Raw genomic sequence first — 18907 nt, 5'->3', positions numbered from 1 at the left:
GTCGTCCCCCTATCCGCCGATGACCGGCGGAGCGACCAGCGTTCCGTCGCCGAAGATGTCCTCGGTCTCCTGCAGGTAGGACGCGGACTTGTGCTCCTTGTCCTCCTCGCCCTGACCACGACCGGCACCGGCACCCATACCGCCCGCGCCCATGCCCGCAGCGCCACCGCGACCGGCCGCGCCCGCCGCACCGGCACCCGCGGGCCCGAAGCCACCGGCACCGCCACGGCCGTCGCCGGTACCGGCCACACCAGCAGCGCCACCGAAGCCGCTGCCCATGCCACCGGGACCACCGAGGCCACCCGCGCGAGCCGCCGCGGCGCCACCGAGGCCACCGCCGGGCCCACCGAGGCCGCCACCGCCGCCGCCACCACGACCGCCGCCGGCACCACCACCGGGCCCGCCGGGACCCCCGATGCCGCGGCCCGCGCCGGGACCACCGGGGCCACCCGGCCCACCGGGACGGTTGCGCGGGTTGTTCGGGTCGAGCGGACCACCGGGACGACGCGGGTCGTTCGGGTCCCACCTGCCACCGGGCGGCAGGCCGGGGTCGCCGATGTTGCCGGGCGGCCGCGGACGGCCGTCGTCGGTCGGCGGGGGCGGGGGGAACCTCGGGTCGACGCCGGACGGGTTCGTGCTGTCCGTCGGCGGCTTCCAGCCGGAGGTGTTCGTCTGGTCGCCACCACCGGTGCCGGTGTTCGTGCCGGTGTTCGTGCCCGTGCCGACGTTGGGAGGCGTCTGGTTGTGCGAGCCGACCTGGGAGATGCCGCGCTCACCGTTGTTCGGCTGCTCCGCGACGTTGCCGTCGGTGGCGGTCGGCGCGATGAAGGTCGGCTGGTTGTTCATGCTCGCGTTGACCGCGCCGGCGTACTGGTTGAACGCGCGGATGTTCTGCTCACTGACCTGCTGGTTCCGCTCGACCGCCTGGTCGTAGTCGGTGTCCCAGGGCATCCAGTCGTTCAGGAACGGCTTGTCCGGAACGGCCGGTGGCTTGGACATCGAGTTCTTGGCGTCGGAGTACGCGTCGCCGATGGTGTCGGCGGTCGTGCCCGCTTGGCTGGCCGACTCACCGGTGACGGTCGCCCAGCTCGCGAGCGGCGACGTCCCACCGCGGGCCGCGTCACCCGCGGAACCCTCCCACGCGGCGCCGGAGTCGCGGACGGCCTTCTCGATCAGCTGGGCTACGTCACCGTGGCCGCTCGAGAGGTCGCGCCAGGCGTTGGCGGTGACCGCGGTGCTCTGGCTCGGTCCGCTGCCCTTCTCGAACCACTCGTAGATCGTGTCGCCCCCCGCGAAGGGAAGCATCACGAAACCAGTGATGTTCGGCTCATCCCCAGCCATCTCGCTACCCCTTCAGGTTCGTGATGATCAGCTGCGCGACCCGTTCGGCTTCCGGGCAGGGCTTCTTGGTCGCTCGTTCGTCCGCGGAGCTGCTGACCTGCACCGTGATCGAGTCGGTCTTCGAGGCCTGAACAGTGGTCAGGCAGTACATCGACCCGTCGGTGCCGTCGGTCGAGTAGGCCCTCAGACCGTCGATCTGCTTCTCCTCGAAGAAGCTGTTCTTCGCCTTGCTGCTCGCCGCCATGTCGTCGACGGCCTTGCCCTCGGTCACGTGGACGATGTAGCTCGTGTTCTTGGAGACGTCCTGGCCGCGCCACGTGCACTTCTGGCCGAGCTCACCGGTGCCCGTGGCCCCCTCCCGGACAGACCCGAGGGTGGCGAGCTGATCGGGCTTGAGGATGTCGCACGGCTTGGTCACGTAGTTCGCGATGCTGAGGCCCGACGACGGCTCGGACGTGGGCGTGCTGCTCGTCTGCTCGGTCCCGGTCTGGGCACCGGTGGTGGGGGTGCCGCCGGTCGTGTTGCCCGTGCATCCCGCCAGGGCGCCGAAGGCGAACACGGCGGTGAGCAGAGCGGTCATGCGCTTCAAAGTCGGTCAGCCCTTCATCGCGGTCTTCGCCGCATCGTCGGTGGCCCGGTACTCGGCAAGAGCCTTCTCGATGTTCTTGATGGTCTGCTCCAGCGCCTTCTGGGCCTGCTCGTTCGCCCACAGGTAACCGCCGGGTTCGCCACCGGCCGTCTTGCGCATGGCAAGGGTCGCGTAGCCGCTGTACGGGTCGGGACCGGGAGCGCCCGAGTTCACGATCTCGCCGCTCTTCTCCCGCAGGTCCATCAGCTTCTCGAGGGCCAGCTTGAGGCCGTCGATCATCTTCTGGGCCTGGTCCGGGTCGACGCTGAACTTCGCGACGCCGCCACCACCGGCACCGGCCGCCGCGGCGACAGCGGCACCCGCGGCCGCACCGGCAGCCGCGCCGGCCGCGGCGGCCTTGACGGGTACGACTGCGTCGAACATCAGCATCTCAGCCAGCTCCCCTCAGAACTCCACACCCCGGTTAGAGGATTTTCGCATAGGACCGGTTCCCCGCGGAGGCGATCGAATCAGCTGATCAGGTCACATGGCCGATTCGTCCAAGACCCCGCGCGGTCACCGGCCTAGGTTCGGGGCATGATCGGACAGGCGAGGAACTTCCTCTGGCTCAACGCCCGCACGCTGGAACAACGCTGGTTCGAGCACGTTTTCGACGGCGGCAGCGCCGATGCGGTGGTCCGGGCGGTGCTGGCCTACCGCAACGACGACGGCGGCTTCGGCCACGGTCTCGAACCCGACCACCGGGGGCCCACCAGCCAGCCGCTGCACGCCCTGCGCGCGCTGCAGCTCTTCGGCGCGGTCGGCGCCCTTGAGCACGCCGAACCGGTTCTGGCCTGGTTGCAGGACACGTGTCCGGACGGCAGCGTGCCGTTCGGCTTCTCCACCTCCCGCGACCACCCCAGGGCGCCGTGGGTCGCGGCCGACGACCGGGGCGGGCTGCTCCTCACCTCCCAGATCGCCGCCGCCCTGCACGCGATGAAGATCGCCCACCCGTGGCTCGACCGGGCCACCGAGTACTGCTGGCTGCAGATCGACCGGCTGGAGCGGACCCACCCGTACGAGCTGCGGGGCGCGGCGATGTTCCTCGACGAGGTCCCGGACCGGGCTCGCGCCGAACTCGCCGCGGAGAAGCTAAAGCACCTCACTCAGAGCACCGAGGGCTATGCGGAGGGCGAGGGCCTGGACCCGCACGAGTTCGCGCAGAAGCCCACCAGCCTCGCCAGGGCCTGGTTCACCGACGACGAGCTCGCCCAAGACCTCGACGCGCTCGAGCAGGGCCAGCAGGAGGACGGCGGCTGGACCTTCGGCTTCCCCGCCTTCACGCCGATCGCCCACTTCGAATGGCGCTCGATCGCCACCGTCGACGCGTTGCTGACGCTGCGCCGCTACGGCCGGATCAGCTGACCGAGCGGCACGCCGGCGAGCGCGCGAACCTCGCGGGCCAGGTGCGCCTGGTCCGCGTAGCCGGCCTCGGCAGCGACCGACGCGAACGGCATCCCGTTCCACGCCAGGCGCACCGCCGTGTCGAACCGCAGCACCCGCTGCAGCACTTTGGGCGGATACCCGAACGCGTCGAGGCACCGCCGCCGCAACTGGCGTGCGCTCAGCCCGATCTCCCACGCCGCCGAGGCGACGTCGGCGCGGCGCAGCAACGACGCCGTGGCGGCCAGCGCCGGGTCCACGACGACCCGCGAAGCGCAGAACTCCACCATCTCCGTGAACGAGATCAGCCGCGCGGAGGGGACCAGCTCCGGCAACGCCACCCGCTGGTCCCGGACGGCGTGCGCGGGCACCCCGAAGACGGACGGGAAGGCTCCCGGTGGCAGCCGGACGCCGTACAACGTCCCGGGCGCAACGGAAGCGAGCTGCGCCTCGGTGTCCGGCCCGGCCACGAACAACGCCCCGGTCGCCGGTGTCCACATGAGATCGGTGCAGCCGTCCGGCACGACGCGCTGCACGGTCGGCGACGAGACCGTGCGCGTCCAGAGGCAGGCCAGGCCCGCGGGAGCGGGACGTTCGGCGTACACGGGTCCATCAAAGCAAACGGCGCCGCATCCGAGGAGGACGCGGCGCCAAGTGGTGGGCCTTGCCACGACTTGCTCCAACCCTGGTCGCTCAACGCAACCACGGTCGGGGGTCCGGGGGCTCGGCCCCGGAAAACGCCACGAGGCGAGGAGGTCGGCGCTTTTGCCGACACTCCCCGCCCCGAGAATCGTGGACGATACTGGGATTGAACCAGTGACCCCTACCGTGTCAAGGTAGTGCTCTCCCGCTGAGCTAATCGTCCGCGGCGAACGGACGGAATACTAGCGGACGGGCGCACCCCGGCACACGAGCGGGGTCAGGTTCCGAACTTCACCCAGTTCACGCTCACGTACGGCGAAGGCTGCCCGCTCGTGAAGGTGATGTAGACGTCGTGCGTGCCGGTGATGTTCGAGATGTTCGCGGGGATGGTTCTCCACGAGTCCCACCCGCCGGTGTTGCCCACTGCGAACGACCCGACCGGTGCGGCCGTGCGCGACCCGAGCCGCACCTCGACCAGACCGCTCACGCCACCGCCCGCCCCGGAGGCGACGCGGGCGTAGAACTGCCGCGCGGGCCCGGTGCCGAAGTTGACGCCGGAGAACTTCAGGTAGCCGCCGTTGCCGATCTGGTGCACGCCGGAACCGCCGTCACCGGGTGCGACCGAGCCGCCCGACCGCTCCGAGGCGTTCTCCGCCTGCAGCTCGCTGTACGCGGAACCCCCACCGCCGGGGTTCGACGTGGTGGTCGTGGTCGTGGTCGTCGGAGGAGTGGTCGTCCCGCCACCAGACGAGTAGACGGCCACGTAGTCCACGACCATCGAGTGCCCGGACTGGGTGGCCGCGACAGGGGTCGGCTGGTTGTTGTTCAGCGCGTTCGGGAACGCGCCGCCCATCGCGAGGTTGAGCAGGATGAAGTGGCCCGCGTGCGACGTCATCGCGTTCCACACGTTGACGCCCACACGTGCCTGCGTCACCTGGTGGAACGACTGGCCGTCGACGAACCACGTGAACGTCTTCGCGGCGTCGTCCCACTCGAAGCGGTACGTGTGGAAGGCGGTCTGGCAGGACGCGCCGGGGCACGTCCGCGAGTTGCCGATGCCGGTGAACTCGCCGCAGGCGCCGCCGGGGGCGACGTCGCAGTGCAGGACGCCCCACACGGAGTTGATGCCGTTGACGTTCTCCATGATGTCGAACTCGCCGATGCCCGGCCAGTTCCAGTAGTTGCCCCGGTACGGCGCGCCCAGGGTCCAGAACGCGGGCCAGTAGCCCAGTGCCGCCTCACCGGTGACGTTCGGCATCTGGATGCGGCCCTCGATGGCGAGCTTGCCGCCGGCGGGGGGCTTGAAGTTGGAGCGCTGGGTCTCGATGCGCGCCGACGTCCAGTTGCCGGCGCCGTCCTTGAGCGCGGTGATGCGCAGGTTGCCGTTGCCGTCGAGCTTGATGTTGTTCGTGCTGTTCGTGTAGTTCTGGATCTCCCCCGTACCCCAGTTGGCAGGTCCGCCGGGGTAGCCGTGGCCGAGGTCGAAGATCCAGTTGGAGCTGGACGGCAAGGTCCCGCCGGGACCGTTGAAGTCGTCACCCCACACCTGCGTCCATCCCGATGCAGGGGGTGGGATCGAAGCGTTGGCGGACATGGCGGCGATCGCCAGGGGTACCGCGGCAATAAGAGCTGTCGTGGCCGCGAGGATGCGACGGCGTTGCCTCATGCGCGAGTGACCTCCTTGTCACGGGTGCAGTCCACTTATGAGAGCGCTCTCACGGCGTAAGAACAAGCGCCCGTTCGGACCAACGGCGCAAGCGGCACAGTCTCGTTCGGACTCACTTCGCGTCGGCGTAGCAGGTCACGGGCACCGCGTTCATGGGGAAGCGCACCGATGTCTCGCCGAACAGCAGCCGCGTCGCCTCACGGCCCGCCTGGGCGATCGCCTCCACCACGGCGTCCGCGTCCTCGCGGGGGCAGTGCACGAGCACCTCGTCGTGCTGGAAGAACACCAGGTGCGCGTCGGCGGGCAGCCGGGTGCGCAGCACGCCCAGCAACGCCGCCGTCCAGTCCGCCGCGCTGCCCTGCACCACGAAGTTGCGGGTGAACCGCCCCCAGTTCCGCGCTGCCTGCCGCGACGACCGCGACACGTCCCCCGAGTCGTCCGCGCCGCCGGTCAGCTCCTGCCAGGCCGCGGACGGCGTGGGCGAGGTGCGGCCGAGCCTCGTGCGCACCATCCGGCCCTGCTCGCCGGCCTGCGCCGCCGCCTCCACGTACCCGACGGCGACGGGGAACCTCTTGCGCAGCACGGCGAGCAGCGACCCGGCCTCACCGGCCGTGCCGCCGTACATCGCGGACAGCATCGCGATCTTCGCGCGCGACCGCTCACCCTTGAACGAGTCCTCCGCCAGCGCCGCGTAGAGGTCGTCGTCGCCGCAGACCTCCATCAACCGCGCGTCCCCCGACAGGGCGGCGAGGATCCGCGGCTCGAGCTGCGAGGCGTCGGCCGCCACGAGGCACCAGCCGTCGTCCGCGATCACGGCCTGCCGCATCAGCCGCGGGATCTGCAACGCCGCCCCGCCGCGCGACGCCCACCGCCCGGTGACCACGCCCCCGACGACGTAGTCCGGCCGGAACCGCCCGTCCGAAACCCAGGTGTCGAGCCACGACCAGCCGTGCGCCACCCACAGCCGGGCGCGCTCCTTGTAGTCCAGCAACGGCGCCACCGCGGGGTGGTCGACCTTCTTCAGCACCCACCGCCGTGCGGACGGCACCTCGACGCCCGCCCGCGAGAACGCCCGGACGATGCTGGCCGGCGCGTCCGGGTTGATCTCCCTGCCGCCGAACGCCTCCTGGATCTGGTCCGCCAGCGCCTGCAACAGCTTCGGCCGGGCGCCCGGCGCCGGACGCGGCCCGAGCACCTCCTCCAGCAGCCTCGCGTGCACGTCCTCCCGCCACGGCAACCCGTGGTGCGTCATCTCCGCCGCCACCAGAGCCGACGCCGACTCCGCCGCGATCAGCAGCCCCAGCGCCGGATTCCGTTGCTGTGCGCGGAAAACCAGCGGTAGCGCGGCCAGCGGGTCCGTGTCGCCGGGCAGCGACACCGGCTCCGGCCCGAACAACGTCAGCTCGTCGTCCTTCTTGGGCGGCCCCACGTCGGCGGGCGCGGGCAGCCCGAGCACGCGCGCCAGCGCCCCCGGCAGCTCGCGGGGCTCCCGGTGCCTGCCCTCGGCGCCGAGCAGCAACGCCTCCGTCAGGTGCAGGTCCCAGCACCGGTCGACCCGCACCCCGGCCCGCAGCAGCGCGGGGTAGACCTCGGAGGTGTCCGCCCACACCCAGCGCGGCCGGTGGGCGCGCTCCAGCGACGCGACGGCGGAGGCCAGCGACGGAGCCTGCATCGGCGGACCGGCGGGCGTCCCGTCGTCGTGCAGCTCCTGCCACCGGCCCGCGCCGTCCGCTTCCGGGACGAGGGCGATCAGCACACCCCGATTGTGCAACCGACCCCCGACAGTTTCAGTCCAGGCTGAAACCCGACGGCCGCTAGCTGGTGGACTACCTCCGAGCCAGGGGGCGATGGAGTGAGAGAAAAACGGGAAAAGGCCACGATGGAGTGGTCTTCCTACCCCTCCTCGGAACCGCGACCGACTATGGGTGCGTGGACCGAGCACTCAGCGTCGCCGCGTTGCTGGATCCCACCCGTCAGGTGGTCCCCTTCCACGGCAGAGAACCAGAACTGGACGCGCTCGCGCTCTGGCGCGACAGCCCCACCGCCCAGGCGTCCCTGCTGCTGCACGCCCCGGCCGGCGCGGGCAAGACCAGGCTCCTGCGGCACTTCGCCGAGCACTGGGACGAGGAGGAGCACGGCCGGCTGCTGGTGGTCGACGACGCCGACCGCCTGACGTGGAACGACGTCTTCGCGCAGCTGCAGGACACCCTCCGGCACGGACCGGTGCGCACGCGGGTGCTGCTGGCCGCGCGGACCACGGGCTGGTGGTGGTCCTCCACCCGGCAGCGCATCGCCGACTTCGACCACGAGGTGACCGACCTCGAGCTCGCCCCGACGATGGGGGACCGCACCGGGTCGTTCACGCTGGCCTGCCAGCACTTCGCCAAGCAGCTCGACGTGACCGCACCGGACGAGCCGCCGCCGAACATCGCGCACGAGACCGTCCTCGACCTGCACATGGCCGCGCTGACCGCCGTCCGCGGTGACCCGTGCGACGTGAACCGCACCCAGCTCGTCCGCCGGCTGCTCCAGCACGACGACGGTCCGAGGACCGGGCGCCTCGCCGAGGACCACCTGGCGGTGGCCACGCCGGAGCGCCCGGACCCCGACCTGCTCGCCCGCGCGGCACTGCGCTGGCCCGTCCTGAGGCCTGGGCTCGACGAGCTCCTCACGGGCACGCCCGAGGTCGTGCGCGACATGGCCCGCGACAGCCTCCGGATCGCCGCCGAGATCGGGTCGCCCGCCACCGTCGAGGCCATCGCCCGCCAGGTCTTCCGCGACGAGCGCTTCGCCACCGACGCGATCCCGTCGATCCTCACCCGGCGGCTGGTCGAGCGCGCCGGCGGCACCCTCGAACGCGCCGAGATGTACGGGATGCTCAGCGCCCGCACGATGCTGTGCGGCCTGCGCCAGGAGTCCGTCGACGCCTCGCGCGCCGAGGTGCGGTGCTACCGCGAGCTCGTCGAGCGGGACCGCGAGAACCGGCCGCTGCTCGCGGACGCGCTGGGCGACCTGGGCCTGCGGCTGATCAACGCCCAGCGGGGCGACGAGGTGCTCGCCGTCTCCGAGGAGGCGATCGCGCTCTGGCACGAGATCGCGCTCGACGACCCGGAGACCGTGCCGCAGCTCGCCTCCGCCCTGGAGCAGATCAGCTACCGCTACCAGGCGCTCGGCCGCGACGAGGCCGCGATGACCGCCATCAGCCGCGCCACGCTGCTCTTCCAGGAGCTCGCCACGAACCACCCTGCGCTCTTCCGCGCGGACTTCGCGCGGGTCGCCGCCGCGATGGCCCGCCGCTTCCACGTCGAGGGGCGGAAGCAGCACGCCGCCGACTCGATGCAGCTCTCGATCGCGAACTGGCGGGTGCTCGCCCAGGAGGACCCGCGGTTCGAACCCGAGCTCGCCCGCAACCTCGTCACCGCCGGCACCATGTTCGTCGACCTCGGCAGGGCCGAGGCGGCGAGCGAGACGCTCAAGGAGGCCGTCGACCTGTTCCGGCGCCTGGCCGTCGCGAACCCCGGGACGTTCGGCACCGGCCTCGCCGACGCGCTGGTGCGGCGCAGCCGGGCGTTGCGGGAGCTGGGCGACGACGTCGAGGCCGCACTGACCGCGCGCGAGGCCGTGATGCTCTGGCGGGAGACGGGCGACCGCAGGGGCGTGGGCGCGGCCCTGCTCACCGTGGCCCAGGTCGTCGGTGACGTCGGAGCGGCCGAGGAAGCCGTCGAGGTGTACCGGGACCTGGTCGCCGAGGACCTCGTCCGCAACCAGGCCGGCCTCGTCGTCGCCCTCGCCGTGCTCGTCGAGCAGCGGCTCCTGCGCGGTCAGGACGGAGAGGCGCTGCACACCGCCGACGAGTGCCTCGACGTCTGCCACCGCCTGCCGTCGCAGCTCGTCGAGTTCTTCGGCGACGAGCTGGCCCCGGCGTTGCAGAACACGGCACGCCGGCTGTCCGAATCGGACCACCACGTGCGTGCCCTGCGGATGTCCGAGTTCGCCGTCGGAGTCTGCCGCGCCATCACGGCGAAGACCCCGCCCACGGTCTACCTCTCGGCCGTGCAGCAGCACGTGTGCCGGCTTCGTGCCGCGGAACGGAAAGAAGAAGCGAGGAACACGGCGCACACGGCCGTGGTGCTGTGGCACCTGACCGGGCTCGACCTCGACCGGCACCCCGGCTACGCGGACGCGCTCACGATCTACGGGGCGCTCTGCGCGGAGACGGGCTTCGAGGTGGGCAAAGCACTGCGGCTCACCCATTGCGCGGTCGAGATCCTCCGCGAGGCGGGTGAGCCGGTGAAACTGGGGTTCGCCCTCGAAACGGTCGAGGCGCTCAGCTCGTCGTGAGCAGCGAGCGCACGAAGAACGCCACGTTGGCCGGACGCTCCGCGAGACGGCGCATGAAGTAGCCGTACCACTCGTCGCCGTACGGCACGTAGACGCGCATGCGGTTGCCCTCGGACGCGATGCGGCGCTGCTCCTCGGGCCGGATGCCGTACAGCATCTGGAACTCGTACGAGTCCTTCGAACGCCCCGAGGCCAGGTCGGCCGCGATCGCGATCAGGCGGGGGTCGTGCGAAGCGACCATCGGGTAGCCCTGGCCCTCCATGAGGACCTTCAGGCAGCGGACGTACGACAGGTCGACGTCGTGCTTGTCCTGGTACGCAACGGAAGCGGGCTCTTGGTAGGCGCCCTTGCACAGCCGCACGCGCGATCCGGCGTACGCGAGGTCGCGGCAGTCCTGCTCGGTGCGCTTCAAGTAGGCCTGCAGCACCGCGCCGACCCACGGGAAGTCCACGCGCAGCTCGCGCAGGATGCTCAAAGTGGAGTCCGTGGTGGTGTGGTCCTCCATGTCGAGCGTCACGGTCGTGCCGACGACAGCGGCGGCGGCACAGATGCGACGCGCGTTCTCCAGCGCGATCTTCTCGCCGTCCACCGGCAGCGACTGACCCACGGCCGACAGCTTGACCGACACCTCGGCGCCCTCGGTGAGCCCGTGCGACTCCAGCCGGGACAGCAGGGTCAGGTACGCCTCGACCGTGTCGGTGGCCTGCGACTCCTCGACGGTGTCCTCGCCGAGGTGGTCCAGCGTGACGAGACGGCCGTCCGCGAGCACCTCGGCGGTCGCGTGGATCGCGGAGGTGACGTCGGCACCGGCGACGAACCGCTCGACGACCGGCCGGGTCAGCGGCGTCGACTCGACGAGCTTGCGGGCACCCGCGCTGCGGGACGCCAGGAGGAGGCTGGAGCGCAACATAGGTTCACGTCCTCGGGGTGTGAGAGGTGAGGGGAACGTCCGGGCACTTGTGGCGCAAGGACGTTCCCCTCACTCAAGAGGGCTTGGTCTAGCCCTGGTGCGGGTGGAGGTGGGAGGTGGGCGCCACGAAGGTCTCCTTGATGGAGCGCGGGCTGACCCAGCGGAGCAGGTTGTGGACCGACCCCGCCTTGTCGTTCGTGCCGGACGCGCGGCCGCCGCCGAACGGCTGCTGGCCCACGACGGCACCGGTGGGCTTGTCGTTGACGTAGAAGTTGCCGGCGGCGAACCGCAGCTCCTCCTGCGCGTGCGCCACGGCGGCGCGGTCACGGGCGATGATCGACCCGGTCAGACCGTACGGCGCCGCGTTCTCCATCTGCTTGAGCACCGTCGGGTAGTCGGCGTCCTCGAAGACGTGGACCGCGAGCACCGGGCCGAAGAACTCGGTGGTGAAGACGGAGTTCGCCGGGTCGGAGCCGAGCAGCACGGTCGGCCGGACGAAGAAGCCGTCCGAGTCGTCCGCGGTGCCGCCGGCGGCGATCTCGAGCGACGAGTCCGCGCGAGCGGCCTGCAGCACGCCCGACAGCTTGTCGAACGAGCGGCGGTCGATCACCGCGCCACCGAAGTTCGAGAAGTCGGTGACGTCGCCGTAGGTCAGCGCCTCGACCTCGCCCAGGAACTGGTCCTTGATCTTGTTCCACACCGAGCGCGGCACGTAGGCGCGCGACGCGGCGGAGCACTTCTGGCCCTGGTACTCGAAAGCACCGCGGATCATCGCGACGCGCAGCACGTCCGGGTCCGCCGACGGGTGCGCGAGGATGAAGTCCTTGCCCCCGGTCTCGCCGACGATCCGCGGGTACGAGCGGTAGTTGGCGATGTTCGCGCCGACCTGCGCCCACAGCTTCTGGAACGTCGCGGTGGAGCCGGTGAAGTGGATGCCCGCGAGGTCGGGGGAGTTGAGCGCGACCTCGGACACGGCCAGGCCGTCACCGGGCAGCAGGTTGATGACGCCGGGCGGCATGCCCGCCTCTTCCAGCAGCCGCATGGTGAGGTGCGCGGCGAACGACTGGGTGGGCGACGGCTTCCACAGCACGACGTTGCCCATCAGAGCGGGCGCGGTCGGCAGGTTGCCGGCGATGGCGGTGAAGTTGAACGGCGTGATCGCGTAGACGAAGCCCTCGAGCGGGCGGTGGTCGGTGCGGTTCCACACGCCGGGGGAGGAGATCGGCTGCTCGCTCAGCAGGGTGCGGGCGAACTGCACGTTGAAGCGCCAGAAGTCGATCAGCTCGCACGCCGAGTCGATCTCCGCCTGGATCGCGGTCTTCGACTGGCCGAGCATCGTGGCGGCGTTCAGCGTCTGGCGCCACGGGCCGGCGAGCAGGTCGGCGGCGCGCAGCAGGATCGCCGCGCGGTCGTCGAACGACATCGCGCGCCACGCCGGGGCGGCCTCGCGGGCCGCGCGCAGGGCGTCGGTGGTGTCCTGCTGGGTCGCGCCGGCCAGCGTGCCGAGGACGGAGCGGTGGTTGTGCGGCTGGACGACGTCGAACCGCTCGCCGCCACCCATGCGCTGCTCGCCACCGATGGTCAGCGTCAGCTCGAGCGGCTCCTTCTGCAGCTCGGCCAGCTTGGCCTGCAGCTCAGCGCGCTCCGGGGTGCCGGGGGCGTACTGCAGGACCGGCTCGTTGACCGGGGCGGGAACCTGGGTGACCGCGTCCACTCGCAACTCCTCTTCGAATCAGCGTCGGTACGCACACCGTAAGTCCGCACGACCTGGCCTCGGTTGTCCGACTGACCAAGATTCACCAGGTCAGATGTACGATCGAACAATTATGAGCCTCCGCCACCTCCTGATCGCGCTCGGCGATCCGCTCGTGGAACTCCAGGTCGCGCCCCACGGCCTGGAGGTCGAGGTCCGCGATGTCGTGATCATGGATCCGGACGACCCGCCGGACGTGGCGGCCGGTGATCTCGCACTGGTCATCGGCGCACGGGGCCGGGCCGCGCTGCCGCTGATCAGGGCCGCCGGACGGGCGAAGGCGGCCGCCGTGGCGGTCAAGGAGAGCTCGCAGGCGCTCGAACAGGCCGCGACGGACGCGGGTGTGGCGTTGCTCGGGGTCCGGCCCGAGGTCCGCTGGGGCCACCTGGAGTCGCTCGCCCGGAGCGTCCTGACGACCACGACCGACGACGGTGAGGTCCTCGGCGACCTGTTCGCGCTCGCGCAAACGATTGCCACCCTGACCGGCGGGATCGTCAGCATCGAGGACACCGCGAGCCGCGTCCTCGCCTACTCCCGCTCCTCTGACGAGGTCGACGAGCTGCGCCGGCTGTCGATCCTCGGCCGCCAGGGCCCGGAGCCGTACCTGAAGATGCTGCGCGAGTGGGGCGTCTACAACCTGCTCCGCTCGGGCGAGGAGGTCGTGCGGATCGACGAGCGCCCGGAGCTCGGCATCCGCCGCCGCATCGCGGTCGGCATCCACGCGGGAGCCCAGCCGCTCGGCACGATCTGGGTGCAGGAGGGCGACCAGCCGCTGACCGAACAGGCCGAACGGGCCCTCCTCGGCGCCGCCCGCGTCACCGCCCCGCACCTGATCCAGCAGCGCAACCAGCCCACGTCCAGGTTCCGCGAGAACCTCCTCGCCGCGTTGCTCACAGGGCGGATGGACGCCGCCACCGTCGCGGGCCAGATCGGCGCCGACCCCGGCAAGCCCGCCGCGGTCGTGGTGTTCGCCCTGCGGGGCGGCGAGGGCGACCGCAGCGAGCACGAGCTCCGCCGCGCCGAGATGACCGGCCTGATCTCCGTGCACGCGGCCGCGTACCGGCGCAGCGCCCTGGTCAGCGAGTCCGGCGGCCGCACCTACGTGCTGCTGCCGGACCTCGCCCCGAACGCCCAGCTGCTGAACCTGACGCGGGAGATCGTCACCACCGCCCGCCGGCACCTGCACACGTCCGTCCAGGCGGCCGTCGGCTCCACGGTGTCCACACTGGACGACGCGCAGGTCTCCCGGCAGGAGGCCGAACGCGTGCTCGACGCGATGGCCCGCGACCTCGACGCCGAGGTGGCGACGCTCGCCGACGTCCGCTCCCAGGTCCTCGTGAGCGAGATCCTCGCGCTGCTGCAGGACAACCCGCGCATCAGGGACCCGCGCATCGACGCGCTCGACCCGGAGCTCGCCAAGTCGCTGCTGGCCTACCTCGACGCGTTGGGTGACGTGCGCGCCGCGGCGGACAAACTGCACGTGCACCCGAACACGTTGAGATACCGGCTCAAGCGGGCCAAGGAGAGCGGCCTCGACCTGGACGACCCGCTCGTGCGGCTCGTGGCCCAGCTTCAGCTCAGGATGCGGTAGAGCAGCGCCCGTTCCGCGATCGTCCACGTCGTCGTGGTGAGCAGGTACAGCCCGGCGGCCAGCGGCAGGTAGGCCGCCACCAGGATCGTCCCGAACGGCAGCACCTTGACCAGTCCCGTCATGAACCCCGGCTGGGGCGTGGCGGTCATCCGCGACTGCTGCCACTTCACGGTCAGGTAGGCGACGACGGCGAGCAGCCCGAACAGCACGAAGAACACCCACGCGAAACTGCTCAGGAAGTGAGCACTCAGCGAGACGCCGAAAATCGTCCCCTCCAGCAACGGGTTCGGCGTCGTGACCACCTGGTAGACGACCATGAAGAACGGGACGGTCGCGAGCATCGGCAGCATGCCCGCGAACATCGAGACGCCGTTGCGCTTGTAGACCTTCTGCGACTCCTCCGAGAACCGCACCAGGTCCTTGCCGTACTTCTTCTGCAGCTTCTGGATCTCGGGTGCGAGCTCGGCCTTGGCCTTCTCGCCGCGCACGGCCGCGCGATAAAGGGGGTGCAGCGCGAGCCGCATGACGATGGTGAACAGGACGATGGCGAGCGCGGGCGTGCCGGAGCTCGCCAGGGCAGCGCCCAGGTCAGCGAACAAGGGGTTGGTTCTCCGTCTTGAGTCGGGACGTGCGGACGTGTCAGAACGTCCGGCATCCCGGTGCTCGGGGACGGGCCCTGCCTGCGGCGTCAGGGTTTCGCAGGCGCAGCTGTGCCGTGCGCTGGGCTCGTTCGCGGATCGAGAGCGACCGCGCCGGTGCCACCGAGAGCGGCACCAGCGCGACGACCACGATCAACGCGAGGGCGAGCGCGGTCACGGCCGCGACGACCTCGGTGGGCGACGAGAACAGCGTGAAGGCGTAGAGGGCGGGCAGGAAGACCGCGAGCGCGAGCATCGCCCGCTGCTTGGTCTCCGGCCGCCACATGCCTTGCAGACTACCTGGACCTGACGGGAACGGGGGCGGTCTGCAGGAGGACGCCTGCTCCGTCGTAGAGCCTGACCTCCTTCGGCTTGCCGAGGCTCGGCCACCACGTGACGATCCAGCCGTTGCCGAGGCTGGCGGTCACCTCCAGCGCGTCCTCGGTGACGATGACCGCCTTGCCGACCTTCGGGCTCACCCTGCCGGTCAGAACGGTCGTGCTGGTGCCGCTGCTCACCTCCGTCATGCCGACCTGCGGGGCGAAGTCGGCGAACAGGCGGTCGCCGAGCGGCTCGCGTTCCTCGACGCTGCCGTGGGCGCCCATTCCGACGCCTTTCGGTGTTCCCCAGCACAGCGCCTCGGACTGCGGACCGGTGAACACCACCATCGTCATGTCGCCGCGCTGGTCGGTCACCGCCACCTCACGCGGGGCCGGCCAGACCGGACGCCCCTCCAGTCCGCGCTCCGCGTCCATCTGGTCGAGCGTCTTCCCACACGCCGCGATCATGGGCGCCAGGTCGCCGGGCGCCCTCGGTTCGGCGGTCCACGACGCGGAGGCGTCCTGGTTCGTCGGCGTCCACAGCACCAGTGCCACGGCGACGGCGGCCACGAGGGCCGTGGAGGGCACCGCGAAGCGCCACCACCGCCGGGACGGTTTCGCGCTGATCTCATTCAGCAGGGCGTGCTTGCGCACCTGCAGCCGCATCGGGTCCAGCTGCGGGATGTCCGGCGTGATGTTCACAGCGCCTCCTCAACCAGAGCGCCACGCACGGTGCGCTGCGCGCGAGCGAGCCGGGACTTCACCGTGCCGACCGGGATGCCGAGCACCCGGGCGATCTGCGCCTGGGACAGGTCCGACCACGCGGACATCTCCAGCACCTCCCGGTCCCCGGCGGGCAGCTTCTCCAGTTCCGCGATCACCGCCCGCGTCCTCGCCTCGGCGTCCACCCGCCGTGCGACGTCATCGGCGTGGTCGTCGTCCGCGTGCTGCGGCGGAACCTTGCCAAGCGCGGCCTTGTACCGCGTGCGGGCGCGTTGGTGGTTGCGGGTGACACCCAGTGCGACGGTGTACAGCCACGGCAGCAGGGACTCCTCGACCGTCACGGACGTGCGTTTGCGCCACGTCTCCATGAACACCACGGACACCAGGTCCTCGGCGACCGCCCACGTACCGGTGCGGCGCAGGCAGTAGGCGAACACGGCCTGGGCGTGGCGTTCGAACAGGAGCCCGAACGCCTCGCTCACGCCGGCCCGGACCTGCCCCCAGAGTTCTTCGTCGGTCACGGACCCTCCTCTCTGCTCCGCTCATGTCCGCAGAGAGGTGTTCGGTTCACGACTCGACGAGACCGGGCCGTTCGGGGTGGTCGTAGCGCACGAAGAGGTCCGCCACCGGGTCGTAGTCGTCGAACGCGGGCAGCGTCCACTCCTCGGCCGTCTTGCGCTTCAACGCGCCGGGGGAGAGCCACAGGTGCACGGTCAGCTCGGCCGGCAGCCACCGGTCGAGCATCAGGGTGCCGTCCACGAGCACGACGCCGTTCTCCGGCAGGTCGACGTACTCGGCGCGGCTCGCCCGGTCGGTGGCGGCGTTCCACAGCGACGGCAGCACCCTGCCCTGCACCGCCGGGTCGAGCACCTCGCGTTGCAGGCCCTGGTAGTCGAACCAGTCGTGCCGGTACGAGTACGAGTCGGTGCGGCCGTGCTCCAGCCGCACCGACGCCGGCCGCAGGAAGTCCTGCAGGGACACCCGCCGCACCGCACGACCCAGGGCCCGCAGGGGTTCGACGACGGCGTCCGCGAGCTCGCCCGGTGCGGCGGCGGGGGCGCCGTCGACCAGGACGCGCACCCGTCCGTCGAGCTCCGACACCCGGCCGGCGATCTCGGCGACGAGCGTGTCGAAGGTCAGCGGCCGGACCTTCACCGCCACACCGCTTCCGGTTGCCAGTCCGCCCAGGCCGGGTCCCACCAGACCTCACCGGACACCAGCATCTCCTCGATCTTCACGGCCTCGGCCCGGATCTCCTCGGCCTCCCCGGCGGAGTACTTGCCCGACGCGACCTGCTCCTCGAACTCGTCGAGGTCGCGCTGCTGCCAGGTGCCGTCCGGGGCGACGGTGTAGTCGAGGGCGTGGTCGAGCGTCTCGAACCCGTCGTCGACGCGGCGGTAGGGCGCCTGCAGGTTCAGGTAGTAGTTGCCGAAGACCCTGTCCTCGCCCTTCCAGAACAGGTCGACGGAGTAGGCGTCCTGAGGGCGGTGCAGCATGAGCTTGCCGTGACCGCGCCAGAAGCCGCGGTCCGGCTTGTCCCACGGGTGCGGGTGGTGGTGGCTCGGGTAGGTGAGCTTCGTGCCCGGCTCCACGAACACGGCGAGCAGCCCCGGCTCGTCGACGACGACCCTGGTCGGCATCTCCGACCAGACCTTGCCGTGCAGCACCTCGCGCCGCACCACGACCTCACCCGGCGCGAACAACCTCATGGCCAGAACTTACGTGATCACGCTCGGCCGCGTCCTCGGCCATCATCCTCCGCTTGAGCGGCGGCACGACGTCGGTCACCCGCAGGAACGTCCGCGAGAACGCCGCCACGACCCGTCCGATCACGGGTTTGTGGGCCAGGCTGGTGCCGTCCATCATCTCGCGCGACGCCTCCACGGCCCGGAACCCGTACTCGACCATCTCGCGTTCGTACTCGCCGATCGCCTGCACCACGTCCTTGCCGCGGTGGGCCTCGGCGAGCTTGCGGGACAACAGTTCCGCGTCCCGCAGCGCCGTGTTCGCACCGATGCCGCGGCCGGGGGTCATGAGGTGCACCGCGTCGCCGATCATCGTGACGTTGCCGGGCTCCCAGGGCCGCAGCCGCTCGGACGTGCGGACCTTGATCTGGAACACGGTCTCGGGCGTCGCCAGCGCGAACAGCCTGCGCAGGTCCGGGTGGAACCTCGGCGTCAGGGTCAGCACGACGTGCTTGAGCTCGGCCTGGCTCATGCCCTCCATGTCCGGGAACCTCCCGTGCGCCGCCGCGTAGCCCCACATGATGTAGTCGTCCTCGACGCCGGTGCCGTCGAAGCGCATCACGTGGATGATCACGAACTCGCCGCGCGGCCCGAACACCAGCGTGATCCCGCCGTCGGCCAGCGGTGGCAGCAGCTTCGCGTTCTCCTCGGTCAGCGGCAGCTTGCCCGCGATCGACGTGATGCCGGTGTCGACCACCTCGGCGTGCGGCAGGCGCAGCCTGCGCACCTTCGACTGCGCGCCGTCCGCGCCGACCAGGACGTCACCGGTCGCGGAGGTGCCGTCGTCGAAGTGGGCGGTGACGGTGCCGTCGTCGTTCTGGCTGTAGTGCCGGAACGTCTTGTCGAACCGCACGACGTCGTCCAGTCCGCCCAGCAGTGCCGTGCGCATCGCGATCCGGCTCACGGACTTCTCGCTGCGGCTGTCGTCGACGTTCGTGTCGATGTCGCCGGTCAGCAGTTCCCGGTACTTCTCGGTCCGCATGACGATGTGCTTCGGCGGCCGGGCCGTGGTGCGGACGAACTCGGCGAACACCTCCGGCGGCAGGCAGCTGTGCAACGCCTTGCTGCCGTCCGGGCTTATCCCGACCCGGTAGCCGATCAGCATGCTGCGCGGTGTGCGGTCGCGTTCGAACACCGCGACGTCCACGCCGGCCTTCTTCAACCCGTGCGCCAGGCACAGGCCACCGGTCCCCGCTCCGATGATCAGTACGCGCATGAGAATCCCC

The 18907-nt window shown here is 70.9% G+C and carries 18 protein-coding genes and 1 tRNA gene; 3 read left to right on the top strand and 16 right to left on the bottom strand.

Annotation, left to right across the window (positions count from 1 at the left end):
• Positions 1 to 9: 9 nt before the first annotated feature.
• The 3 genes from V1227_RS21235 to V1227_RS21225 are packed head-to-tail and all read right to left on the bottom strand — an operon-like array spanning position 10 to position 2359.
• Complete coding sequence (locus tag V1227_RS21235) at positions 10 to 1305, bottom strand: PPE domain-containing protein (RefSeq protein WP_329787335.1); 1296 nt, start codon at positions 1303 to 1305, stop codon at positions 10 to 12.
• A gap of 40 nt (positions 1306 to 1345) precedes the next feature.
• Positions 1346 to 1921, bottom strand: coding sequence for a DUF3558 family protein (locus V1227_RS21230; protein WP_329787334.1), 576 nt, complete (start codon positions 1919 to 1921; stop codon positions 1346 to 1348).
• A gap of 15 nt (positions 1922 to 1936) precedes the next feature.
• The gene (locus V1227_RS21225; RefSeq protein ID WP_329787333.1) at positions 1937 to 2359 is read right to left on the bottom strand and encodes a hypothetical protein; all 423 of its coding nucleotides are present in this window, start codon (positions 2357 to 2359) and stop codon (positions 1937 to 1939) included.
• A gap of 147 nt (positions 2360 to 2506) precedes the next feature.
• On the opposite strand from V1227_RS21225, the gene V1227_RS21220 reads away from it, so the two are divergent.
• Positions 2507 to 3334, top strand: a complete 828-nt coding sequence (locus V1227_RS21220) for a hypothetical protein (protein WP_329787332.1) — start codon at positions 2507 to 2509, stop codon at positions 3332 to 3334.
• Here the strand turns inward: V1227_RS21220 and V1227_RS21215 are convergent.
• The 4 genes from V1227_RS21215 to V1227_RS21200 all read right to left on the bottom strand — a co-directional run bounded on the left by V1227_RS21215 (position 3316) and on the right by V1227_RS21200 (position 7416).
• Positions 3316 to 3957, bottom strand: a complete 642-nt coding sequence (locus tag V1227_RS21215; protein WP_329787331.1) for a helix-turn-helix domain-containing protein — start codon at positions 3955 to 3957, stop codon at positions 3316 to 3318. The two genes, V1227_RS21220 and V1227_RS21215, sit on opposite strands and share 19 nt — an antisense overlap.
• Before the next feature lie 188 nt (positions 3958 to 4145).
• A tRNA-Val gene (locus V1227_RS21210) sits at positions 4146 to 4217 on the bottom strand.
• A 54-nt stretch (positions 4218 to 4271) separates the two neighbouring features.
• Positions 4272 to 5660 (bottom strand): carbohydrate-binding protein, encoded by a 1389-nt coding sequence (locus tag V1227_RS21205; protein WP_329787330.1) that lies wholly within the window; start codon positions 5658 to 5660, stop codon positions 4272 to 4274.
• A 112-nt stretch (positions 5661 to 5772) separates the two neighbouring features.
• On the bottom strand, positions 5773 to 7416 hold the full coding sequence (locus V1227_RS21200) for a bifunctional 3'-5' exonuclease/DNA polymerase (protein WP_329787329.1): 1644 nt from the start codon (positions 7414 to 7416) through the stop codon (positions 5773 to 5775).
• A gap of 173 nt (positions 7417 to 7589) precedes the next feature.
• Here V1227_RS21200 and V1227_RS21195 point away from each other — a divergent pair, with 173 nt between their 5' ends.
• Positions 7590 to 10001 carry an ATP-binding protein gene (locus V1227_RS21195; RefSeq protein WP_329787328.1) on the top strand — a complete coding sequence of 804 codons (2412 nt, stop codon included), beginning with the start codon at positions 7590 to 7592 and terminating at the stop codon, positions 9999 to 10001.
• Here V1227_RS21195 and V1227_RS21190 read toward each other — a convergent pair.
• The gene (locus V1227_RS21190) at positions 9988 to 10911 is read right to left on the bottom strand and encodes a proline dehydrogenase family protein (protein ID WP_329787327.1); all 924 of its coding nucleotides are present in this window, start codon (positions 10909 to 10911) and stop codon (positions 9988 to 9990) included. The genes V1227_RS21195 and V1227_RS21190 overlap by 14 nt on opposite strands.
• Positions 10912 to 10999: 88 nt before the next feature.
• On the bottom strand, positions 11000 to 12625 hold the full coding sequence (gene pruA, locus V1227_RS21185; protein ID WP_329787326.1) for an L-glutamate gamma-semialdehyde dehydrogenase: 1626 nt from the start codon (positions 12623 to 12625) through the stop codon (positions 11000 to 11002).
• Between the two features lie 112 nt (positions 12626 to 12737).
• On the opposite strand from pruA, the gene V1227_RS21180 reads away from it, so the two are divergent.
• A complete protein-coding gene (locus V1227_RS21180; RefSeq protein WP_329787325.1) occupies positions 12738 to 14255 on the top strand; it encodes a PucR family transcriptional regulator in 1518 nt (505 codons plus the stop codon).
• Here V1227_RS21180 and V1227_RS21175 read toward each other — a convergent pair.
• From V1227_RS21175 to V1227_RS21145, 7 genes are read right to left on the bottom strand one after another with little or no spacing between them, the layout of a single operon-like run.
• On the bottom strand, positions 14237 to 14854 hold the full coding sequence (locus V1227_RS21175; RefSeq protein ID WP_329787324.1) for a YidC/Oxa1 family membrane protein insertase: 618 nt from the start codon (positions 14852 to 14854) through the stop codon (positions 14237 to 14239). The two genes, V1227_RS21180 and V1227_RS21175, sit on opposite strands and share 19 nt — an antisense overlap.
• Positions 14855 to 14894: 40 nt before the next feature.
• Entirely contained in the window at positions 14895 to 15179 is a 285-nt protein-coding gene (locus V1227_RS21170) for a DUF6412 domain-containing protein (protein ID WP_329787323.1), read from the bottom strand.
• A 10-nt stretch (positions 15180 to 15189) separates the two neighbouring features.
• Positions 15190 to 15915 (bottom strand): hypothetical protein, encoded by a 726-nt coding sequence (locus tag V1227_RS21165; protein WP_329787322.1) that lies wholly within the window; start codon positions 15913 to 15915, stop codon positions 15190 to 15192.
• Complete coding sequence (locus V1227_RS21160; protein ID WP_329787321.1) at positions 15912 to 16457, bottom strand: RNA polymerase sigma factor; 546 nt, start codon at positions 16455 to 16457, stop codon at positions 15912 to 15914. Before V1227_RS21160 ends, V1227_RS21165 begins: the two co-directional genes overlap by 4 nt.
• Positions 16458 to 16503: 46 nt before the next feature.
• The gene (locus V1227_RS21155; RefSeq protein WP_329787320.1) at positions 16504 to 17091 is read right to left on the bottom strand and encodes a uridine kinase; all 588 of its coding nucleotides are present in this window, start codon (positions 17089 to 17091) and stop codon (positions 16504 to 16506) included.
• Complete coding sequence (locus V1227_RS21150; protein WP_329787319.1) at positions 17088 to 17645, bottom strand: DUF402 domain-containing protein; 558 nt, start codon at positions 17643 to 17645, stop codon at positions 17088 to 17090. Before V1227_RS21150 ends, V1227_RS21155 begins: the two co-directional genes overlap by 4 nt.
• Positions 17623 to 18897, bottom strand: coding sequence for an FAD-dependent oxidoreductase (locus V1227_RS21145; RefSeq protein WP_329787318.1), 1275 nt, complete (start codon positions 18895 to 18897; stop codon positions 17623 to 17625). The genes V1227_RS21150 and V1227_RS21145 overlap by 23 nt, the downstream gene beginning before the upstream one ends.
• Between the last annotated feature and the right edge of the window lie 10 nt (positions 18898 to 18907).

Origin of the sequence: Lentzea sp. DG1S-22, assembly GCF_036321065.1 — a bacterium.
Classification (GTDB): Bacteria; Actinomycetota; Actinomycetes; order Mycobacteriales; family Pseudonocardiaceae; genus Lentzea; species Lentzea jiangxiensis.
This window is presented reverse-complemented; position numbering and strand designations above follow the sequence as displayed.